Raw genomic sequence first — 19867 nt, 5'->3', positions numbered from 1 at the left:
GGTCAGCGGTCCTCTTCACTCGTCGGTTCGGTCTGGCCCATCGCGGCCCGGATCTTCTTCCGGGCGCGGTGCAGCCGGGATCGTGCGGTCCCGGCCGGAATGCCGAGCGCCTCGCCCGCCTCCTCGGAAGTCAGTTCGGCCCAGGCGACCAGTAGCAACACGTCTCGATCGCCGTCCCGCAGCTTCGCCAGCGCCGCCATCAGCGGGCCCCGGTGCGCTTCCGCGTCCAGCCGTGTCACCACCCGGTCGGCGTGGCTCTCGTAGATCCCCTCGGCGCCGGCGCGCGCGAGCGCCCGGTACTGCCGCACCTCCGCCCGGCGGTGCCGAGCGATCAGATTGGTGGCGATCCCGTACAGCCAGGGCCGGGCGTCCGCACGGGACAGGTCGTAGCGATCCCGCCGGTCGAACGCGATCAGGAACGTCTCGGCGGCCACATCGTCGGCCAGACCCGGCCCGAGCCGCTGGCCGGCGAAGCCGTGAATCGGCGCGTAGTGCCGTGCGAAGACGGCGGCGAAATCCTCTGGCTCCCGCACGGACCGCTCGATGATCGCGGCATCGCTGACCTCGGTCGGGAGCATCCGGCTCACCACTGCCATGGTCGAGAAGACTCAGTCATCGGCTACCTCCGTAGCATGGTCGGACAACCTCCTTCACCGATCCCGCCGAAGCTGTTCACGCCGCCAGGTTTCGGGAGCTCAGGACGTAGAGGTGACCGGCCGGAGCGAGGCCGGGGAAGGTGGTGCGGACACCGGTCGATGCCTGGTGGTCGGCGGTGGTTCCGGCTGCGGATCCGACCGGCCCGCCGAGACGGCGGCGGCCAGGTGGACGGCGTCGACCCGGCCGGGGATCCGGGCCGCGCGGCCCGGTCCGGTCGAGGGAGAAACGCGACCGCCGAGACGGCCGACGAGCTCTGACGGCGATCAGCCGAAGAACTCGTCGTGCCGCCTCGGCGGGCGGTGGTGGAGGCTCAGGCCCTGTCGGCCGACTCCAGGGCGGTGCGGGTGCGCTTGGCGGCCAGCGCGTTCACGGCGTCGGTGAAGCGGGTCATCGCGTCCGGCTCGTCGGCGCCCAGCAGGTCGTGCTTCAGCGCCCGCCGGCGGTCGGACATCGGGTCCTCGCCCTCCGCCGTCACGGCCGTCAGCACGTCCTTCAGGCTCGCGCAGTCGCGGCCGATGAGGTAGGCCGCCGACGCGCTCGGGTTCTGGGCGCGGAACTCACCGTCCGGCAGGTTCGCGCCGTTCGTCACCGCGTACGGCTTGCCGCTCGCGATGAAGTCGGCGACGACGCTCGAGATGTCGGTGATGAGCAGGTCGGCCCGGTTGAAGCACGAGTACAGGTGCGGGATCGTGCCGGTCACCACGCGGTGCCGCCACCAGCCCTCGGACGCCCAGTACGCCTGTTCGCACCCGGCCGCGGTGTCGCGCCACAGGGCGTCGCCCGCGAGGTCCGGCTCGGCCGCGCGCCGTGACTCCTCCGCCTCGTCGGCTCCGCGGCTCGACTCCCGGCCCAGCGCCGCCAGCCTCGCGGTCAGCGCCTCCAGGTCGCGCCGGGCCGCGGCGTCGCGGGCCGGGTCGGCCGGCCACTGACCGCTCGCGTCGCGGGCCGCGTTCGCCTCGGCGATCATGCTGACGATCTTGCTGTGCGCGCGGCGTACGGCGGGGTCGTTCTTGCCGGCCATCGGGTGCGGCTTGTACAGCAGCCGGATGTGCGGCGCGTGGTCCAGCAGCGCGCGGACCAGCTTGACGCCCATCACCGCGACCGACGTGTGGTACGGGTCGCCGGTCCAGCCCTCCCAGGTGGGGGCGTACAGGACGGTGAACATCGGGTCCGGGGTGACGCCGGAGGTGTCGATCGGCGCGAGCTGCGGCCGGCCGACCTCGACGATCTCGTCGTCGCGCACGCCCGCGTCGCTGCGCCGGTAGCGCTCGCGCCCGGCCGGCCCGGCGACCCAGACCTCGTCGTAGACCTTGCTGAACGGGCTGAAGCTGGCCGCCTTGTCGCTGTCGCCGTGGCCGATGAACACGCAGCCGATGTCCGGCAGCCGCAGCATGTGGATGTTCTTGCCGGCGTTGGCCGGGAACAGGGCGACCCGGGTGGTCTCGGGCATCGGGAAGTTCATCATCTCGGTGCCGCCGGGGAAGCACAGGACCGGCGAGGACGTGCGGCCGAGCAGCGGCATGTTGTTCCGCTCCCGCATGATGATCATCTTCTTGTGCGGCAGCCGGTCGAACGTCTCCAGCCACATGTTGACCTGGTACATGCAGTCGTCGGCGCCGGAGAAGTACAGCACGACCTCCGGCCCGTACGCGGCGATCTCCTCGGCGACGTCCTTGAGCACCCGCTCGCGGTCGGCCAGCTGCCGGTTGAGCCGGATGTGCACGGCGGCGAGGACGAGCGCGACCAGGCCGGCCGCCAGCGCCACCGCGAGCCCGGCGGCGACCGGTCCCGGGGTCTCCAGCCCGACGGTGAGCACCGCGCCCGCCACCACCGGCACGTCGAGGTAGATCATCGACCGGTGCTCCCGCACCGATGCGGGCGGCGGCGCGGGAAGGCGCAGCCGCGTCAGGTCGATGCCCCGAGTGATCACCGGGAGCCGGCGCCGTTCGATGACGACGACGGCGAGACAGGAGTGCACCGCGCGCAGGACGTGCAGCAGCACCAGCGTGCCCGCGACCGTGGTGAACCAGCCGGCGGACAGCGTCGCCGACCGGGCCAGCATGACCAGCACGGCCACGTCGCGGACGGTCGCGCGCAGCGTCACGCCGAGACCGACCTGGCTCAGCGCGGCGTTGAAGTACAGCGCGCGGCGGACCAGAAACGCCTCGGCGACGTAGCCGGTCAGCGCGAACACGGCGACGAACAGGGCGCTCGGCCACACGGCGGCGACGACGAGAAGCGCGTACGACAGGACGAGGCCGCCGGCGATGGCGGGTCCGGCCGTGTCGCCTCCGAAGCGCCGGCCGATCTTGGAGAGGATGCTGGACGGATTCAAGCTGCTGGCCGATCGTCGTCGGTGCGGGTGAGGGACTTGGCGGCGAGCGCGGAGACGGCCGCGTCGAACCGCTTGGCGGAGTCGAGGCCGTCGGGCCCGAGCAGGTGGGCGCGCAGCTCCCGCCGCCGCTCGGCGAGCGGGTCGGGGCCCTCGGCCTGCGCGTGCGCGAGGATCTGCCCGATCTCGGCGCAGCCGGGCCCGATGAGGTACGCCGCGAGGGCCGCCGTCGGGAACAGCTGCCGGAACTCCTCGCCGCTCAGCCCCTTGACGTTCGTCACCGCGTACGGCTTGCCGCTGACGATGAAGTCGCCCGCCACGCTGGAGATGTCGGTGATGAGCAGGTCGGCGTGGTTGAAGCAGTCGTACACGTGCGGCCGTGGACCGGTGATGACGCGGTGCCGCTGCGGGCCGCCGGCCTGCCAGTACGCCGCGGTCCACGCCTCCTCGGTCTGGCGCCATTCGTCGGACGTGCCGGCCGCGGCGCTGTCGCGGGTGAGCTGGGCCTCGTCGCCGGCGGTCTCGTCGCCGGCGAGGGCGTCCAGCCGCCGGGACAGCGCCTTGAGCCGGTCGGCGTGCTCACCGCCGCTCGCCGGGCGTCCCGCGTTGGCCCGCTCGATCATCGCGACGATCTCCTCGTGGCGTTCGATCGCCTTCGGGTCGCGGGTGCCGGTGAGCGGGTGCGGCTTGTAGACCACCCGGACCTGCGGCGCGTGCTCCAGCAGCGCCCGGACGATCGCCGGGCCCATCGTCGCGACCGAGCTGTGCGCCAGGTCGTCCGACCAGCCCTCCCAGGTGGGGGCGTACAGGACGGTGAACATCGGGTCTGGGTTGCGGCCGGAGGCGTCGATCGGCGCGAGCTGCGGCCGGCCGACCTCGACGATGTCCTCGTCCCGTACGCCGGTGCGCATGGTCAGGTACCGCTCGCGCCCGGCCGGCCCGGCCACCCAGACCTCGTCGTACGCGCGGGCGAACGGGTTGAAGCTCGCCGGCTTGTCGCTGTCGCCGTGGTTGATGAAGGCCGACCGGATGCCGGACATCCGCAGCATGTGGAGGTTCTTGCCGACGTTGGCCGGGTACAGCGCGGTGCGGATCGAGGACAGGTCGAGCCGCACCATGTCCATCGCCTTGGGCACGCACAGCACCGGCGTCTTCGTACGGCCCAGCAGCGGCACCATGACGCGCTCCCGCAGGATGATCACCGCCCGGTGATCGAGTTCGTCCATCGTGGAGAGCCACATGTTGGCCTGGTAGGCGGAGTCCGCCGAGCCGGAGAAGTACAGCGCGACCTCCGGCCGCAGCTCCGCCAGCCGCTCGTTGACCAGGTCGAAGACCCGGTTCTCGTCACCGAGGTGGCGGTTGCGCACGGCGTGCCGCGCCATGATCGCGAACGCGACGAGGCCGAGGACGTACGCCGTGGCCAGCCCGCTCACCCCGGCTCGCAGCCCGAAGAGCCCGCCGAGCATGACCGGCAGCACGTCGAGGTGCAGCATCGTGCGCGAGTGCCGGGTGGTCAGCTGCGGGCTCGGGGCGTCCGGGATGCGCAGGGCGGTGAGGTCGATGCCGCGCGTGACGACGGGGAGCCGCCGGCGTCGGATGACGTAGAGGGTGAGCCCGGAGTACACGCCGCGCAGCGCGTGCAGGCCGAGCAGGCCCAGCGCCAGGACGGCGAAGACGGTGTCTCCCGCGTGGCCCTCCCGCACCAGCAGCAGGAGCACGGCGAGCTCGCGGATGAGGAACCGCACGGTCACGCCGGTGTGGGTCTGGGCGAGCCGCTCGGTGACGGGGAGTTCGTCGCGCGAGGCGACCGCGTCGGCGACGTAGGCGATCAGCGCGGTGGCGGCGAAGGCCCAGGTGTTCGGCCACAGCGCGGCCACGACCGTCGCGGGATAGGACAGGACGAGCGCGGGCCCGGCCACGGCCCGTACCAACGGGTGAGTCATCGGGTGACCGCCGTCGGGTCGTGGCGGCGGATGTCGACCGTGTGGCCGGTCAGTCCGGAGATGAGCACGTCGATCGAGGTCATCGCCACGTCGCGGGAGGCCAGCAGCGTGCCGGGCGGCTCCTGGCCGAACGCGCGCGTCCGCATCGGCGTGGCGGTGCGTTCGGGGTTGATGCAGTTGACGCGCACCCCGTCGTCGGCCCACTCGTCGGCCAGGGCCTGGGTCAGGTTGACGGTGGCGGCCTTGGCCGAGGAGTAGAGGCTGTAGCCGGCGCGGCCGCGCGTGTAGCTGCTGGAGGTGTAGAGCAGCAGCTGGCCCTTGGTCTCGCGGAGATAGCCGATGGCCGCCCGCGCGACCCGCAGCGGGCCGAGGTAGTTGATCCGCAGCGACTCGTCGATGATCGCCTCGTCGATCTCGTCGAGGCGGCCGGTGTGCAGGACGCCCGCGGTGTTGACGACGTAGTCGATGCGGCCCGTCTCGCCGTACGCCTTGGCCAGGGCGTTCTCGATGTCCTGCGGGTTCTCCACGTGCGTGCCGGTCTCCGACCGCGAGAAGGAGTACACCTTGGCGCCGAAGGACCGGGTCAGCTCGGCGATGTCGGCGCCGATGCCCTGGCTGCCGCCGAAGACGACGACGGTCTTGCCGCTCAGGCGGCTCTCGTAGTCACCGTCGTCCTCCGGCGACGGCGGCGGCGCCTGGGAGGACAGCTGGAACAGCTTGTCGGCGAGGAACACGTCGACCGGGTGGGTGACCTTCATGTTCTGCTCGCTGCCGGGCACGACGACGATCGGCACGTCGGGCAGGTAGCGGAGCACGACGCTGCAGTCGTCGGTCGCGGTGACCTTCCCGCCGGTGAAGTCCGGGTCGGCGAGCGCGAGTTCGTACGCCTCGCGGATCGTCGACAGGCGGAAGCACTGCGGCGTCTGACCGCGGCGCAGCAGGTCGCGGCGGGGCACGTCCTTGATGACCGTGCCGCCGTAGTCGTCCACCTTGATGATCGTGTCGGCCGAGGGGATCGCCACGTCGACGGCCTCGTACCGTTCCAGGGCCGTGACGCAGTCCTCGATGACGCGGTGGTCGATGAACGGCCGGACGGCGTCGTGGAACAGGACGTTCGCCTCGGGGGCGGTAGCGCCGACCGCTTCGATCGCGCGCATGGTGGTCTCGGTCCGGGTGGCGCCGCCCTCGATGACGCGGGACACCTTCGTACATCCGGCGGCGGCGACTATGGCCTCGGCATCGGCGGTGAAACCGGGGGTCATGGCGACGATGATCTCGTCGATCTGCGGCGCGCTCTGAAAAACCTGCAGCGTGTGCTGCATGATCGGCTTGCCGGCGATCTTGACGAGCTGTTTGGGGATCTCGAGCCCCATCCGCTGCCCCGTGCCACCTGCCAGGACGACTGCGACGTTGTACAACTTGGGTCCGTCCTCTGTCTGATAGGTGCAAGCGAGGATAGCGTCAGATAACCGGTAAAAAACGACAGACGTACCACATGAAGGCTACGTAACGCTCACCTGAGAATTCGGTTACTTGATCAACGTTTTACGCCGTCCGAGCCTCGCCTGACCGGGGCGCGCGCATGATCGCGCCCCGTACGCTCCCGGTCCGCCGTCGGCCGAATCGCCTTGACCGGCGCCCTCGTGCCGCCATCATCGGTGGCGAGCGTCCGAACCCCGTACGCTCGGCAGTCCCGGGATTTGGAGGTGGTCACGGTCGAGTCCGCACGGAGCCGTTGGCGCGCCGTGCCCGGGGTTGTCGCGACCTTGGTCACCGTCATCTGCGGAGCGATCCTCGCCGACCGGCTCATCCTCCAGGCGGAGTGGTGGCAGGTGAACCGCACCGTGACCCACGCCCCGCGACCGCCGCTCGCCGACCTGGGGCCACCACCCGGTCCGGTCACGCTGAGCTGGCAGCTCAGCACCCCGGTGGCCGACAGCGAGCTGCCCGCCTACGACCGGGTCGCCTACACGATCATGGACGGAGAGCTCGTCGTCGTGTCCGGCCACGGCCTCACCGTCCGCGACGCGCGTACGGGCCGTGAGCGCTGGCACTACTACCGCGGGCAGTGGTCCCTGCTGGGGTGGGCGCGCACCGGTCACGTGGTCGTCGCCTACCTCGAGCGCACCGGCCACCGCGGCAACCGCCTCATGGTCGGCCTCGACGCGGTCAGCGGCACACTGCTCTGGCGCCAGCGCGGCGACGTGCCGGCCGCGACCGAGCGCACCACGTTGCGCTGGCCGGCGGGCGGCGGTGTGGTCATCGTCACCGAGGACGGCCGGCACACGCTGTACGGCCGTGCCGCGGCGACCGGCCGGCGCGTGTGGAGCAAACGTCTCGCGCACGGCTGCCTGCTGCCCGAGGCCGTCCCGTACGGTTCGTCGGCCAGCGACAACGTCGCCGCGTTCGGCCTCGACTGTGGCGCGCGCGACCGCACGCTGGCGCTCGACCCGCGCACGGGGCGCACCCTGTTCACGACGAACGCCGCGCACCCCGCGGTGTCGGTCAGCGGCGACGTGACCGCCGTCTTCGACGGCACCGGCCTGCACGCCTACGACCGGGGCGGCCGGGAGTTCCTCGTCCGCAGGGGAGAGGACGTCTGCCGCGAGATGTGCCCGGCCGTGGTCACCGGTGGGCATCTGCTCATCGCCTACGACCTGGCCCGCGGACCGGAGAACGGCACCGAGACGCGGAGGCTGGAGTCGATCGACATCGGCTCCGGGGGGCTGTCCTGGCGCCGCGACATGTCCGGGTACACCGCGCTGTCGGTGTCGGGCGGCCTGGTGTACGGCCTGCGCTCCCGGCTCGCCGATCCGCTGCTGCCCGCCGGGATCGACGTCATCGACCCGGCCACCGGCGCCGGCACCACGGTGCCCGCGCCGCTGGTGACCCGCCCGGGCCTGGACGGCGTGCGGCCCTGGCTCGCCGCCGGCGGCGGACTGCTGTACGTGGCCGTGCCGACCGCGCGCCCGCGCCCGTTCGGCGGGGCGCGGCTGGTCGCCCTGCGCGGCGGGATCCGCGGGTCGGGGCCGCCGGAGCTGGCAGGCGTGCCGGCGCGGGAGTGGCCCGAGGCGTGCTCCCTGCTGACCAAGCACGACCTGCCACGCGGATACGCGGCGGAACCGACCACCGCACACGTCGAGGGCCTGCGCCTGCGGGTCGGCTGTACCTACCGCCTGCGCCACCAGAAGCGCCGGGCGTCGGACGGTCCCGAACGCGAGGCGGCCGCCGTGTCGGTCACGGTCCAGTGGGTCGCGGCCGACGAGAGCACGGCCACGGCCCTGTTCTGGGCGGCCCGTGACACGCAGAACGGCGTCCGTGACCCGGTGAAGGCCGGCGACGCGGCGTACGGGCTGGGCGTGCCGTCGGGGACGGTGGTGATGCGGGTGGACCGCACGATCGTGACGGTCACCTCCGGCATACCGAGCATGGCCTCGGGCCTGGCCAACCTGGTCGCCGCCCGGCTCCGCGCCGCGCCCTAGTAGCACTACTAGCCCGCCCGCGGCGCTCAGGCCTTCGCGGAGGCCCAATCCTCGAGCTGGGCGACGAACAGGCGTGCCTGTTCGGGCCAGTGGAAGCGGGCGCGCGCCGCCTCGTGACCCCGTTTGCCCATGTCCAGGCGCAGCGCGGCGTCGTCGCGGAGCCGGCGGACCGCCGCCGCCGTGGCCACCGGGTCCTGGAACGGCACGACCAGGCCGCAGCCGCTCTCGTTGACGATCTCCGCGGCGATCGGGTTGGGCGTGGTGACGACCGGCAGGCCCCGCGCCATGTACTCCACGACCTTCGTCGGCATCGAGTGCCGGTAGTTCGGCGAGTCGTGCAGCAGCGCGAGCCCCGCGATGGCGCCTTCGGCCATGCGCAGCGCCCGGTCGTTCGGCACGAAGCCGTACCAGCGCAGCAGACCGGTCCGCTGTGCCTCGCGCAGCAGCGGCCGGACGCCCGCGTCGGCCGCGCCGATGAGCTCCAGGGTGATCCCGTCGGCCTGGAGGATCCGCGCGAGTTCGATCAGGTCGGCGGCGCCGCGGGCCATCGAGAGCTGCCCGACGTAGACCACCCGCTCGTCGCCGGGCGGCGCCGGCGGGACGTCCGGGACGTTCGTGGTGTTCGGCACGACGAGGTGGGTCTCGCGGAAACGTGCGCGGTACCCCTCTTCGGCCAGCAGCAGCTTCATCCGGCGTTCCGCGCGCCGCTCCAGCCGCCGTACGGCGAACCGTAGCGGTATGCGCATGGGCGCCGGCAGCCAGCCCTTGGCGCCCAGGGCCGCCGCGGTGTCCTCGTGGACGTCCCAGACGGTGCGTGAGCGCAGGCGGCGCGGCACGCCGAGCAGCAGTTCGGGATCGTGCAGCAGGACGAGGTCGGCCTCCCCGCCGCGTTCGCGCAGCACGCGCCGCGCCATCCGCAGCGCGTGCAGCCGTCGCCGGCCGGTCGCGCGCGGCACGTCCACCGGAACGATCTCCGGCCAGGGCGTGACATTGCACGCGCGGAAAGGCGCCATGTAGGTGATCTCATGACCCGCGTCGAGCAAGGCTCGAATCTGCCGGTGCAGAATTCGCGCGTCCTCCGGATGGTGCACGACCGTACAGACGAATATCCGCATCGATTTCACTTCACCGCGAGTCTGTTGGGGTAAGGCGAACATTCGGTTAATTCGGCACGGCCATCAGTTCACAACAATTCGACGCGCTCGGCGGCCGACTCGTCCACCATCCGCGTACGGCCGCGGGTGTCGAACAGCAGGCGCGCGTGCCGGGTCAGCGTGTCGGCGTCGTACTCGGCGTGGTTCGTCAGGACGACGACGAGGTCGGCCTCGGCCAGCGCCGTGTAGAGCACGCGGGCGCGCGGCACCGCGACGCCGTCGACCTCCCAGTCCTCCACGTGCGGGTCGTGGAAGGTCAGGTCCGCGCCCATCTTGCGCAGCCGTCGCGCGACCGGCCGCGCCGGCGACTCGCGCTGGTCGGCGATGTCGGCCTTGTACGTCACGCCGAGCAGCAGAACCTTGGCGTTCTTCATCGCCCGGCCCTCGCGGTTGAGCAGGGCCTGCGCCCGCTCGACCACGTACCGCGGCATCCGGTCGTTGATCTCCTGGGCGAGCTCGACGAAGCGGAACGGGTAGCCGAGCGAGCGCACCTTGTACGACAGGTAGTTCGGGTCGATCGGGATGCAGTGGCCGCCGACGCCGGGGCCCGGGTAGAACGCCTGGAACCCGAACGGCTTGGTCGCCGCGCACCCGATCGCGTCCCACAGGTCGATGCCGAGCTCGTGGCAGAACACCGCCATCTCGTTGACCAGCGCGATGTTGACGTGCCGGTAGGTGTTCTCCAGCAGCTTGGCCATCTCGGCCTCACGCGTGCCCTTGGCCTGCACGACGTGCTCGACGAACTTGCCGTAGAACCCGGCGGCCGCCTGGGCGCAGCCCGGGGTCATGCCGCCGACGATCTTGGGGGTGTTCTTGACGCCGTACACCGGGTTGCCCGGGTCGATGCGCTCCGGCGAGAAGGCCAGGTGGAACTCGGCGCCCGCCGTCAGGCCGGACTCCTCCAGGATCGGCGCGACGACCTCCTCGGTCGTGCCCGGGTAGGTGGTCGACTCGAGGACGACCAGCGTGCCGGGCTCCAGGTGCCGCGCGACCGTCTGCGCGGCCTTCCGCACGGCCGTCAGGTCGGGCCCGCCGTCGGCCGACAGGGGCGTGGGCACGCAGATCACGACGGTGCGCGCGCCGTCGAGGACGGACTCCTCCCGGCTGGGCGTGAAGCCCGCCGCGAGCATGTCCTCGACCTCGGCCGGGCTGACGTCGTCGACGTGGGAGAGCCCTGCCTTGAGCCCGGCCACGACGCGTGCGTCGAGATCCAGCCCGCCGACCTTGAGTCCGGCGCGGCAGGCCTCCCGCACGAGCGGGAGGCCGACGTATCCGAGTCCGATGACCACCAGGTCCACCAGGTGGCTCCCTTCAGGAAGCAGATGAGGCGATTTCTCGATAAGGGGTGAGATAGCGAGCCGTTACGGCCCGCCAGGTCCGGTATTCCGCGACCCACTCTCGGCCGGCCTGTCCGATTTCACCGCGTGTCCTGGGACTGTAAATGAGCTGGTCCAGGTGATTCGCCCAAGCTTCCGGGTTTTCGGGAAGTGTTAACGTCCCCGTCACACCTGGTTCGATGATTTCGCGAAGTGCTCTGACATCACTTGCTATTACTGGGATTCCCCCTGCCATCGCCTCCAGGGGCTTCAGCGGAGTCACCAGCTGACAGACACGGTCCGCAGTCCGCGGGACCGCGAACACATCGAGGACGGCTTGATACCGACGTACCTGATCGACCGGCACCCGGCGGGTGAATATCGCGGGAACCTCCAGCTCGGCCGCTCGGCGCTCCAGGGCCGGACGCTCCGGCCCGTCGCCGACGAGCAGCAGGGTGAAGTCCCGGCGCAGGGCGGCGGCCTCGATCAGCGTGGCGATGCCCTCGAAGCCGTAGAACGTCGAGGTCAGCCCGACCACGACCTCGCCGGGTGCGATGCCCAGCTCGGCCCGGAGCTTCGCGGCGTCCGGCAGGGGCGCGAGGAACGAGTCGTCCACGGCGTTCGGTACGACGAGCACATTGCCCACGCCGCGGCTCTCGATCTCCTCGCGCATCGCCTCGCCGAGCGTGACGACGAGGTCGGCCGAACGCATCCGGGCCGTCTCGACCTCACGGGTGAGCCGGTAGAACTCATCGTTCTCGGTCCGCGCCGGGTCGCGCGACAGCCAGGAGTCCTCCAGGAAGCCGCGCACCTCGTAGGCCATCGGCACGCCGTACCGGTCGCGCAGCTCCAGCGCGACGGCGGCGTTCATGTGGTTGCTGGCCGCGTGCAGCACGGAGGGGCGGAGCCGCTCCACGAGGCCGCCGGCCAGGTCGGCGGCCTTGCGGATCTCGCGCACCGGCCCGCGCGGCGGCAGCCACGGCAGGAGACGGTGGTAGGTCACGCCGTCGACGTCGACCCGCGGCCGCGCGTCGGTGACGCCCTGGGCGAGCGGATGCCCGAGCCGGGTCACGACGTGCGGTTCCAGTCCCAGCTCCCGCTGGGCGGAGACGATCCGCTGCGTCCGCACGGTGTACCCGGCCTGGGTGGCCGGCAGCGCGTTCGTGACGAAGTGCAGCACGCGGGCGGGGTCCCGCCGTCCGAGGGCCCGCTTCGGCGCGGTCGTACCGGTGGCGGCGAGCAGGGCCCGCAGGTCGCGCGTCTCGTCGGACTTCGGAGTCGGCCGTGCCCACGTCGCCAGGCGAGGGCGTACCCTCCCCGGAACGACGCGGAGCGCCAGGCGTACGGCGAGCCGGAGCGCACGCCGCGGGTCGTCGCGCGCGTGCCGCCAGGCCAGCGCAGCGGAGAAAAAGATCATCTTGGCCACCTGCATGGCGGGCGAGGCTAAGCACCTTCAATGAACGAGAGGCAAACGTGATCGCGCACGTCCTCGGCGCCCGGCCGAACTTCGTCAAGGCCGCCCCCGTCATCGCCGCCCACAACCGTGAGCAGCGCCTGATCCACACGGGTCAGCACTACGACGAACGCATGTCAGAGGTCTTCTTCCGCGAGCTCGGTCTGCCCGAGCCGGACGTGAACCTCGGGGTGGGCTCCGGCAGCCACGCCGCGCAGACCGCGGCGATCATGGTGGCGCTGGAGAAGGAGTTCATCGAGCGTTCACCCGAGCTCGTCATGGTGTACGGCGACGTGAACTCCACCATCGCCGCCGCGCTGGTCGCGGCCAAGCTGCACATCCCGGTCGCCCATGTCGAGGCCGGGCTGCGCAGCTTCGACATGACCATGCCCGAGGAGGTCAACCGGCGGCTGGTCGACCAGCTCTCGAACCTGCTGTTCGTCACCAGCCCCGAGGCCGTCGGGCACCTCGCAGCCGAAGGCGTGGACGTCGACCGGGTGCACTTCGTGGGCAACCCGATGATCGACACGCTGCTCGCCCACCTGGACTCCTTCGACACCGAGGCGGTGCGCGCCGCCCACGGGCTGCCCGAGCGCTACATCGTCGCGACGCTGCACCGGCCGGCGAACGTCGACGACCCGCAGGTCGCCGCCGGGCTGGTCAAGCGGCTGCACGAGATCGCCGACCTGGCCGACGTGGTCATGCCGGTGCACCCGCGCGGACGCCGGGTGCTGACCGAGGCCGGGCTGGACGACCACCCGCGCGTGACGCTGCTGGAGCCGCTCGGCTACGTCGACTTCGTCGCGGTCGTACGCGGCGCCGTCGCCGCCGTCACCGACTCGGGCGGCGTGCAGGAGGAGACCACCATCCTCGGCGTCCCGTGCCTGACCCTGCGGCCCAACACCGAGCGGCCGATCACCATCACGCACGGCACGAACCGCCTCGTCACCCCGGACGGGCTCGTGCCCGCGGTCGAGCAGGTGCTGGCGTCGCCGGCCGGCGAGCACGAGGTCCCGCCGCTGTGGGACGGCAAGGCCGGCCCGCGCATCGCCCGGATCACGGAGAGCTGGCTCAATGGCTGACCCGGAGGCCGGGTCGCGGATCGCGGATACGAAGGGACTGCTCAATGGCTGACCGGCAGGTGTCCCGGCTCAAGGCGGCGCTGGCCGACCGCGATGCCCGGGTGCGCATCCTGGAGGCGCGGGTCGCCGCCCTGGAGGAGTCGACCTCGCTGCGGGTCGGCCGCGCCGTCACCGACGCGGCGCGCAGCCCCGGCAAGGGCGTCGTCCGGCTGCCGCGCGAGCTGTACCGCATGTGGCGGCACCGCGGCGCGCCCAACGTCGTCACGTCGGTCGACGCCCGCGAGCGTCCGATGTTCAGCGCCCGTGACGAGGACCGGCTGATCGTCGGCTCGCCCGCCACGGGCCTGATCGTGGCCGGGGTGCTCGGCGCGGCCGCCGCCGAGGAGCTGGGCCGTACCGCCCGCGTCGTCCCGCTGATGCCGCACGACGCCGCCCTGATCGTCGACACCGCCGACGTCGACCTGGTGCTCGTGGACGCCGCCGCGGGCGCGCCCGGCGGGCCGTGGGCGTACCTGGGCGTCCCGGGGGTGCCGGACCGCGAGCGCGCCCTGCTGGGCCTGATGGACGTCGCGCGGGGCCGGGGCCGCCCGCTCGTGCTGCTCGGCTCCGCGCCCGGCCTGGCAGGGCTGGGCTGGGACGCCACGCTGAAGGCCGGCACGCCCCTGGACGAGGGACTCGCCGCTCTTCGCACCCGCTTCGGCCTCGAACGACCATGACCTTCACCACCACCGCGAAAGGAAATCGCGTGCGCGCTCTCGTGTACGGCGACGTGGACCTCAACATCATCGACGGGTCGGCGATCTGGGCCCAGGCGATGGTGCAGGCGCTGCGCGAGGCGGGCGTCGAGGTCACCCTCGTGCTGAAGGCGCCGGTGCGCACGGACCGCCTCGTGGCCCCGCTGGAGCGGCTGCCGGGAGTGACCGTGCGGCGCCGGCCCGAGGACGCCGCCGGCCCCCTCAAGGTCGAGGACGCCGCTCAGCTGCTGACCGAGCTGGACGCCGCCGAGCCGTACGACCTGGTCGTCGTGCGCGGGCGCCGGCTCGCGGTGCGCGTCACCGCCACGCCGCTGGCCGGACGGCTGTGGACCTACCTGACCGACGTGCCGCAGAACGCCGCCGAGATGGCCGCCCCGGCGAACAAGGGCGTCCGCGGCGAACTGGCCGCGGTCGCCAAGGCGTCGCGCTTCCTGCTCTGCCAGACCGAGGAACTGCGCTGCTTCCTCGAAGGCATGCTGCACAAGGCGGCCGGCAAGTGCGTGCTGTTCCCGCCGGTCGTGGTGCTGCCCGAGGGACTGGAGCCGGCGCCGGAGCGCATCCCCGGCCGGCCGCTGAAGCTCGTCTACACCGGCAAGTTCGCGCCGCGGTGGAACACCTACGAGATGACCTCGCTGCCCCGGCGCCTGGCCGCGCGCGGCGTCGACGCCGAGCTCCACATGGTCGGCGACAAGATCCACAACGACCGTACCGACCCGGGGTTCTCCCGCCGGATGCGCGTGGCGCTGGAGTCCACCCCCGGCCTGGTCTGGCACGGCGGGCACCCGCGTGCCGAGGCGATGCGGGTGAGCGCCGGCTGCGACATCGGGCTGTCCTGGCGGCACCCGGAGCTGGACGCCAGCCTCGAACTGTCCACGAAGGTCCTGGAGATGGGCGGCCTCGGCGTGCCGGTCGTGCTGAACCGCACGCCGATGCACGAGAACCTCCTCGGCCCGGACTATCCGCTCTTCGCGGGCACCGAGGACGAGGTGGTCGACGTCATCGCCGGGGCGGCCGACCCCGCGACGTACGCACGGGCGCGCGAGCGCTGCCTGGAGGCCGCGCGCGCGTTCACGCTCCAGGCCGCCGCCGGCCGGCTGCGCGGCTATCTGCGCCAGGCCTTCCCGCCCGCTCCGGAGGGCGCGAGCCCGACGAAGATCGTGGTCGCCGGGCACGACCTGAAGTTCTTCACCCGGCTGCTCGACCACCTGCGCTCCCTGCCGAACGTGGAGGTACGGGTCGACCAGTGGCCCGCGCTCGGCAAGCACGACCCGGAGGTCAGCCGTGAGCTGGCCGCGTGGGCGGACGTCGTGGTCTGCGAGTGGTGCGGTCCGAACGCCATCTGGTACAGCGAGTGGCTGAAGAAGCACGGCCGGCCGGAACAGCGCCTCGTCGTCCGGCTGCACCGCTTCGAGCTGTACGGCGCGTGGCCGGGCCGCCTCGACATCGACGCCGTCGACCAGGTGGTGTGCGTCAGCCCGCACTACGCCGACCTGACCCGCAAGATGACGGGCTGGCCCGCCGACAAGGTCACCGTCATCCCCAACTGGGTGGACGACGCGCAGTTCGGCCGGGCCAAGCTTCCGGGCGCCGAGCACCATCTGGGCTTCATCGGCCTCGCGCCGTGGCGCAAGCGACTCGACCTGGCCGTCGACGTGCTCGAACGCCTCCGGCGCGACGACCCGAGGTTCACGCTCTTCATCAAGTCCAAGCTGCCCTGGGACCTGCCGTGGATCTGGAACCGCAGCGAGGAGCGGGAGAGGTTCGAGGCGCTGTTCCGCCGGATCCGCCGGTCGCCGCTGCTCGCCCCGGGCGTGGTGTTCGACCCGGCGGGGCCCGACGTGGCCTCCTGGCTGCGACGGGTCGGCTTCGTGCTGTCCACCAGCGACGACGAGAGCTTCCACCTGGCGCCCGCCGAGGGCATGGCCTCCGGCGCGATACCGGCGCTGCTGCCCTGGGAGGGCTCGGACCGGATCTATGACCGCCGCTGGATCCACGACGACCCGGCAGCGATGGCCGACGCGATCGCGGCGACCGTCGCCGAGGGCCGCTGGGAGGAGGAGCGGGCGCGGGCACGCGAAGAAGTGCGGCGGTCCTACGCCCTCGACCTCGTCTGCGACCGGTGGGCCGAACTGGTGCTCACACGCTCTTCGGACGGCGCAGCGGGACGAACGCCCACGACATGTCCGGCTCCAACGCCCAGTGCATGAGCCAGCGCACCGGCGGGGTGCACAGGATCGTCGCGAGCACCGCGCCGGTCACGGCGGTCACGGCCACGCCGGGCAGCGTGTGCAGGAACGGCGTGTCGTACCAGCCCATGTACTCCATCAGCTTCGTGGCGAAGCCGTGCAGTAGATAGGCGTACAGCGTGGTCGCGCCCAGGTTGGTGAACCAGGTCTGGCGCGCGGGCACCATCGTGAGGAACGCGAACACGAGGATGCCCGCGCCCACCAGGAGGCCGAGACGCATGCCTGAGCCGACGAGGTTGTTCACGTGCATGTCGGCGTTGCCGTCGCGCCAGTACATCCACTCGGTGGTCATGTGGCGGTCGGCGAAGAGGTACGTGAAGGCGAGCGCCAGGACGAGCGTGATCCCGCCCAGTACCCGGGCCACCGGGCGCTTGAGCATCTCGAAGTGCTCCGGCTTGAGCACCAGGCCCAGCACGTAGAACGGCACCAGGCCGAGCGTGCGGTGCATCTCGAGCTCGCCCGGCAGGGCGGTCATGGCCGACAGCAGCGAGATCAGCACGGCCGCCAGGACCGGCCAGCGGATCTGCTGCCAGACCGGCGTGGACAGGCGCCACAGGAACAGCGCCATCAGGAACCAGGTCAGGTAGTACGGATCCAGGATGCTGATCTCGAACTTCGAGTGCCCGACCGCCCAGTGGTAGGTGGAGTAGGCCGTCTCGAACACGACGTACGGCACGCCGAGGTTCACGATCAGCTTCTGCGCCTTGCGGCCGCTGAAGGTGAAGTTACGCGAGAAGTAGCCGGTGATCACGATGAAGACCGGCATGTGGAACGTGTAGACGAACATGTAGAGCGCGTGCGCGGCGCGTACGTCGCGCAGGTTCACGATCGAGTGACCGGCCACGACGAGCACGATGGCCATGAACTTGGCGTTGTCGAAGAACGGGTCGCGCCGCCGTCGCGCGGGACGCTGCTCGACGACCGCGTCCCGTGGTGCGGGGACCGTCGGGGCGGCGGAGGCGTCGGCCGGAATGCCGGTCGGTGAGGCCGGCGGTGCGGTGTGAGGTGTGCTCGGCGAAGTCATCGATTCCGTTGAGGGACGACGGTGAGGGCGGCCCCGGGCACGCCCGGGGCCGCGAACGACCATACCTATCCGGGCCGCTGATCGGACGCCGGGTCGAAAAACTCTCCAAAAGCTCTCAGGTCTTGCAGGGGTCGTCGGAGGCGGTCACGGCGTCCGATGACTTGGGGATGGTGGTGGACTGGGCGCCCTTGAGACCGTTCCAGTCCGGGCCGAGGACCAGGTCGACGACGCCGGCCGCGACCGACTGGTCCGGCACCGGCGTGCTCGCCGGGGCGACCTGGCCGAGCGCGGTGGCCTGCTGGTCGGCGCCGCTGCCGTAGCGCAGCTCGGTTTTGCTCGGCCTCGTCGTCGCGGTGCCGATGCCGGCGACGGAGTAGCCGCGCGCGGTCAGCTGGTCGCCGACCCGCTGGGCCAGACCGGCGGTGCCGGTGCCGTTCAGCACGCGCACCTTGATCTGCGCCGGCGGCACGCTCACCTTCTGGGCCTTCGCCGGGGTCTGGATCTTGTTGTCGTTGCGGATCGCGGCGAACAGGTTGTTGGCGTCCGGCTGCCGCCAGGCGATCCGGTTGGGGTCCGGCGCGTAGGCCCCCCACGGCACGGTGACGAACTGCACCTTGCCCGCCGACATGCCCTGGAGACTGCCCGCCACCTTCTTCATCTGGTCGACGGTGAAGTCCTTGTCCGTGGTGACCGACTTGGTGGCGGCGTCGAGGAAGCCGTAGAGCTTGCCCGGGCTGGTCAGCGTGCCGTTGCTGGTGGCCTTCTTCACGACCGCGCCGAGGAACTTCTGCTGCCGCTTGATCCGGTCGGTGTCCGAGCCGTCGCCGAGGCCGTGCCGGTTGCGCACGTACGCGAGGGCGGTGTCGCCCTTGACGATGTGCCGGCCGGCGGACAGGTGCAGCTTGCTGTCTCTGTCGTCCACGCGCTGGGGCAGGCAGATCTCGACGCCGCCGAGGGCGTCCACCACCCGCTTGAAACCGGAGAAGTCCACCTTGACGAAGTGGTCGACGCGGATCCCGGTCAGCGTCTCGATGGTGTGCATGGTGCAGCCCGCGCCGCCGTTGTTGAACGACGAGTTGATCATGTTCAGGCCGCCCGGAATGGTCCGCCCGCTCGGGGTCTTGCACGAGGGGAGGTTCACCATCGAGTCGCGCGGGAAGCTGATGCCGACGGCCTTCTGACCGCCGGGGGAGAAGTGCAGCAGGATGATCGTGTCCGAACGCTCGCCCTCCGCCTTGCCGTACTTGGCGTTGGCGCCGTTGCGCTGGTCCGAGCCGATCAGCAGGACGTTGAGAGCCTGGTTGAGCTTGGGCGGCCGGTGCGTGCCGAGCTCGGCCGTGACGTCCTCTTGCGTGATGTTGCCCTGCAGCTTGCGGTACGTCCCGTACGCGACGAGGCTCGTCCCGACCAGCACCACGGCGAGCCCGATCGACACCCAGCCGAGCACGCGCCAGAGGACGCCTCGCTTCGGCGCGTCGCCGAGCGGGTCGTCGTACTCGGGGTACTCGTAGTCGCTGAACATTCGGCCCTAGAGGCTAGGCGAGGTGACCAACGCAGTCGCCCTTTCCAGGGATATACGTCGATCTAGTCCGCTTTGTTCGAGGTTTTGGCAGATTATTACTGATCCCTGCGAGGCCAACGGTCCGATCAGTCCGGAAAGCAGCCCTTCCGGTGTGGCGTAGGACACAGTCGTGAGCGTGCGAGTGCCGGGCGGCAGCCCCAGCGCCTCGCCCGCGGCGACGAGCCGCGCCCCGCTCATGACCTCCCCGCCGATCTCCACCGCCGGGGCGTCCGCGTCCGTCACGCCGGTGAAGTGATCACCGTACGAGCGCACCTCGACCGCGTAGTCGGTGACCCCGGGCGGGCACTCGGCCAGCGGCGCGCCGAGCGCGTGCAGCGACAGGCCGACCACCTCGGCGTGTCCACTGCCGGTGGCCGCGAGCGCGGCCTCCAGCCGGCCGGGGCCGGCGGCCACGATGTCGGCGTCGGCGGGGATCTCGCCCTCGTCCACCGGAATCGCGGTCAGCCCCGCCGACCAGCAGGCGAACAGCCACACGGCGGTCTGCCAGTGCACCGGCAGGGCGAGCGCGACCCGGGCGCCCGGGTCGGCGGCGAGCCCGTCGAGCAGCAGGTTCGCCGTCTTGGCCACCCAGTTGTCGAAGGTCTTCACCGACAGTTCGACGCGTTCGCCGGTGGCGTCGTCGTAGAAGGTGACGAGCGGGCGGGACGGCTCGGCCGCCAGCGCCCCCCGCAGCAGGTCGACGGGATGAGACATGAGAGTGAAGACTAGGGGTGTTTCACCGGTTCCGCGTGTAGCCGGGGTGTCTCATGGGTTCTCGTGCGCGCCGGGTTCGCGTCGGAGAGACCCCTCCGTTGCGATCCGTGTTCTAGCCTGACTGCTTGTGCTGGTCGATGAGCTGGTC

The 19867-nt window shown here is 71.5% G+C and carries 14 protein-coding genes; 4 read left to right on the top strand and 10 right to left on the bottom strand.

What is annotated here, in order from left to right; genetic code table 11:
• Positions 1-2: 2 nt before the first annotated feature.
• The 4 genes from ACQEV1_RS48660 to ACQEV1_RS48645 form a co-directional block, all read right to left on the bottom strand.
• Positions 3-596: an RNA polymerase sigma factor gene (locus tag ACQEV1_RS48660; protein WP_285625651.1), complete on the bottom strand. Its 594-nt coding sequence runs from the start codon at positions 594-596 to the stop codon at positions 3-5.
• A 371-nt stretch (positions 597-967) separates the two neighbouring features.
• Entirely contained in the window at positions 968-2992 is a 2025-nt protein-coding gene (locus tag ACQEV1_RS48655; protein WP_433404614.1) for a CDP-glycerol glycerophosphotransferase family protein, read from the bottom strand.
• Positions 2989-4932: a hypothetical protein gene (locus ACQEV1_RS48650; protein ID WP_285625656.1), complete on the bottom strand. Its 1944-nt coding sequence runs from the start codon at positions 4930-4932 to the stop codon at positions 2989-2991. The genes ACQEV1_RS48655 and ACQEV1_RS48650 overlap by 4 nt, the downstream gene beginning before the upstream one ends.
• Positions 4929-6350 carry a bifunctional cytidylyltransferase/SDR family oxidoreductase gene (locus tag ACQEV1_RS48645; RefSeq protein ID WP_285625659.1) on the bottom strand — a complete coding sequence of 474 codons (1422 nt, stop codon included), beginning with the start codon at positions 6348-6350 and terminating at the stop codon, positions 4929-4931. Before ACQEV1_RS48645 ends, ACQEV1_RS48650 begins: the two co-directional genes overlap by 4 nt.
• 327 nt (positions 6351-6677) lie before the next feature.
• On the opposite strand from ACQEV1_RS48645, the gene ACQEV1_RS48640 reads away from it, so the two are divergent.
• Positions 6678-8414 (top strand): PQQ-binding-like beta-propeller repeat protein, encoded by a 1737-nt coding sequence (locus ACQEV1_RS48640; protein WP_433404610.1) that lies wholly within the window; start codon positions 6678-6680, stop codon positions 8412-8414.
• Positions 8415-8440: 26 nt separating this feature from the next.
• Here ACQEV1_RS48640 and ACQEV1_RS48635 read toward each other — a convergent pair whose 3' ends face one another.
• The 3 genes from ACQEV1_RS48635 to ACQEV1_RS48625 form a co-directional block, all read right to left on the bottom strand.
• Positions 8441-9529 (bottom strand): glycosyltransferase, encoded by a 1089-nt coding sequence (locus ACQEV1_RS48635; protein ID WP_285625663.1) that lies wholly within the window; start codon positions 9527-9529, stop codon positions 8441-8443.
• Between the two features lie 68 nt (positions 9530-9597).
• Positions 9598-10866: a nucleotide sugar dehydrogenase gene (locus ACQEV1_RS48630; protein WP_433404606.1), complete on the bottom strand. Its 1269-nt coding sequence runs from the start codon at positions 10864-10866 to the stop codon at positions 9598-9600.
• Positions 10867-10879: 13 nt separating this feature from the next.
• Positions 10880-12301, bottom strand: coding sequence for a glycosyltransferase family 4 protein (locus tag ACQEV1_RS48625; protein ID WP_433404603.1), 1422 nt, complete (start codon positions 12299-12301; stop codon positions 10880-10882).
• A gap of 59 nt (positions 12302-12360) precedes the next feature.
• Here ACQEV1_RS48625 and wecB point away from each other — a divergent pair, with 59 nt between their 5' ends.
• From wecB to ACQEV1_RS48610, 3 genes are read left to right on the top strand one after another with little or no spacing between them, the layout of a single operon-like run.
• A complete protein-coding gene (gene wecB, locus ACQEV1_RS48620; RefSeq protein WP_433406143.1) occupies positions 12361-13419 on the top strand; it encodes a non-hydrolyzing UDP-N-acetylglucosamine 2-epimerase in 1059 nt (352 codons plus the stop codon).
• Positions 13420-13463: 44 nt separating this feature from the next.
• Positions 13464-14135 (top strand): hypothetical protein, encoded by a 672-nt coding sequence (locus ACQEV1_RS48615; protein ID WP_285579227.1) that lies wholly within the window; start codon positions 13464-13466, stop codon positions 14133-14135.
• On the top strand, positions 14132-16381 hold the full coding sequence (locus tag ACQEV1_RS48610; protein ID WP_433404600.1) for a glycosyltransferase: 2250 nt from the start codon (positions 14132-14134) through the stop codon (positions 16379-16381). Before ACQEV1_RS48615 ends, ACQEV1_RS48610 begins: the two co-directional genes overlap by 4 nt.
• On the opposite strand, the gene ACQEV1_RS48605 is transcribed toward ACQEV1_RS48610, so the two are convergent.
• The 3 genes from ACQEV1_RS48605 to ACQEV1_RS48595 form a co-directional block, all read right to left on the bottom strand.
• Positions 16311-17444, bottom strand: a complete 1134-nt coding sequence (locus ACQEV1_RS48605) for an acyltransferase family protein (protein WP_285625673.1) — start codon at positions 17442-17444, stop codon at positions 16311-16313. The genes ACQEV1_RS48610 and ACQEV1_RS48605 overlap by 71 nt on opposite strands.
• A 115-nt stretch (positions 17445-17559) precedes the next feature.
• Positions 17560-18966, bottom strand: coding sequence for an LCP family protein (locus ACQEV1_RS48600; protein ID WP_285625676.1), 1407 nt, complete (start codon positions 18964-18966; stop codon positions 17560-17562).
• A 6-nt stretch (positions 18967-18972) separates the two neighbouring features.
• Positions 18973-19719, bottom strand: coding sequence for a TIGR03089 family protein (locus ACQEV1_RS48595; protein WP_433404597.1), 747 nt, complete (start codon positions 19717-19719; stop codon positions 18973-18975).
• Positions 19720-19867: the final 148 nt, after the last annotated feature.

The sequence above is a fragment of the Actinoallomurus sp. CA-142502 genome (assembly GCF_050936355.1).
Classification (GTDB): Bacteria; Actinomycetota; Actinomycetes; order Streptosporangiales; family Streptosporangiaceae; genus Actinoallomurus; species Actinoallomurus iriomotensis.
This window is presented reverse-complemented; position numbering and strand designations above follow the sequence as displayed.

Coding starts and splice junctions, on each gene's coding strand:
- ACQEV1_RS48660 (WP_285625651.1), bottom strand. CDS start 596: ATGGCAGTGGTGAGCCGGATGCTCCCGACCGAGGTCAGCGATGCCGCG.
- ACQEV1_RS48650 (WP_285625656.1), bottom strand. CDS start 4,932: ATGACTCACCCGTTGGTACGGGCCGTGGCCGGGCCCGCGCTCGTCCTG.
- ACQEV1_RS48635 (WP_285625663.1), bottom strand. CDS start 9,529: ATGCGGATATTCGTCTGTACGGTCGTGCACCATCCGGAGGACGCGCGA.
- ACQEV1_RS48625 (WP_433404603.1), bottom strand. CDS start 12,301: ATGATCTTTTTCTCCGCTGCGCTGGCCTGGCGGCACGCGCGCGACGAC.
- ACQEV1_RS48615 (WP_285579227.1), top strand. CDS start 13,464: ATGGCTGACCGGCAGGTGTCCCGGCTCAAGGCGGCGCTGGCCGACCGC.
- ACQEV1_RS48610 (WP_433404600.1), top strand. CDS start 14,132: ATGACCTTCACCACCACCGCGAAAGGAAATCGCGTGCGCGCTCTCGTG.
- ACQEV1_RS48605 (WP_285625673.1), bottom strand. CDS start 17,444: ATGACTTCGCCGAGCACACCTCACACCGCACCGCCGGCCTCACCGACC.
- ACQEV1_RS48600 (WP_285625676.1), bottom strand. CDS start 18,966: ATGTTCAGCGACTACGAGTACCCCGAGTACGACGACCCGCTCGGCGAC.
- ACQEV1_RS48595 (WP_433404597.1), bottom strand. CDS start 19,719: ATGTCTCATCCCGTCGACCTGCTGCGGGGGGCGCTGGCGGCCGAGCCG.